At 60.9% G+C, this 696-nt stretch carries 1 protein-coding gene; it reads left to right on the plus strand.

The window, feature by feature from the left end:
• Window positions 1-13: 13 nt before the first annotated feature.
• Window positions 14-696, plus strand: a 683-nt coding sequence (locus tag C662_RS19560; protein ID WP_037985277.1) for an efflux RND transporter permease subunit, incomplete at its 3' end; no start/stop codon positions are given.

Below are 696 nucleotides of genomic sequence, written 5' to 3' on the forward strand. Positions count from 1 at the left end.
GGGAGTCTATCCGATGTTCAAGTGGCTACTCGACAACAGCCTTGGTAACCGGCTGCTGGTGATTATCGCCAGCCTGGTACTGATGGCCTACGGTGCGTTCACGCTTTCGCGAACACCCGTGGACGTATTTCCGGATCTCAACAAGCCGACGGTCACGATCATGACCGAAGCCGGCGGCATGGCGGCGGAGGAGGTCGAGCAACTCATCACCTTTCCGCTCGAGACCACCATGAATGGTTTGCCCGGCGTGGAGTCAGTGCGCTCTACCTCGAGCTCGGGGCTGTCCTTCATCTACGTGACCTTCGACTGGAGTACCGAGATTTTCCGCGCCCGGCAGATGGTGTCGGAACGCCTCTCAGCCATGGAGGAAGGGTTGCCTGAAGACGTGATTCCGCGCATGGGGCCGATCAGCTCGGTCATGGGCGAGATCATGCAGATCGCGATCCCGATCGACACGGCAAAGATCTCGCCGATGCAGGTCCGAGAGTATGCGGACTGGGTTCTTCGTCCGCGCCTGATGGCGATCCCCGGCATCGCGCAAGTCATCCCGATTGGCGGGGAGGTGCGGCAGTTCCAGGTTCAGCCCGACACCCGCCGTATGGCTGAGCTCGGTGTTTCGTTGGAGCAGTTGGAAGGGGCGATTCGAGGCTTCTCGTCGAACACCTCGGGGGGCTTTCTCGAACTGAACGGGCGCGA

Origin of the sequence: Thauera sp. 28 (genome assembly GCF_000310145.2) — a bacterium.
In the GTDB taxonomy this organism is placed as follows: domain Bacteria; phylum Pseudomonadota; class Gammaproteobacteria; order Burkholderiales; family Rhodocyclaceae; genus Thauera; species Thauera mechernichensis.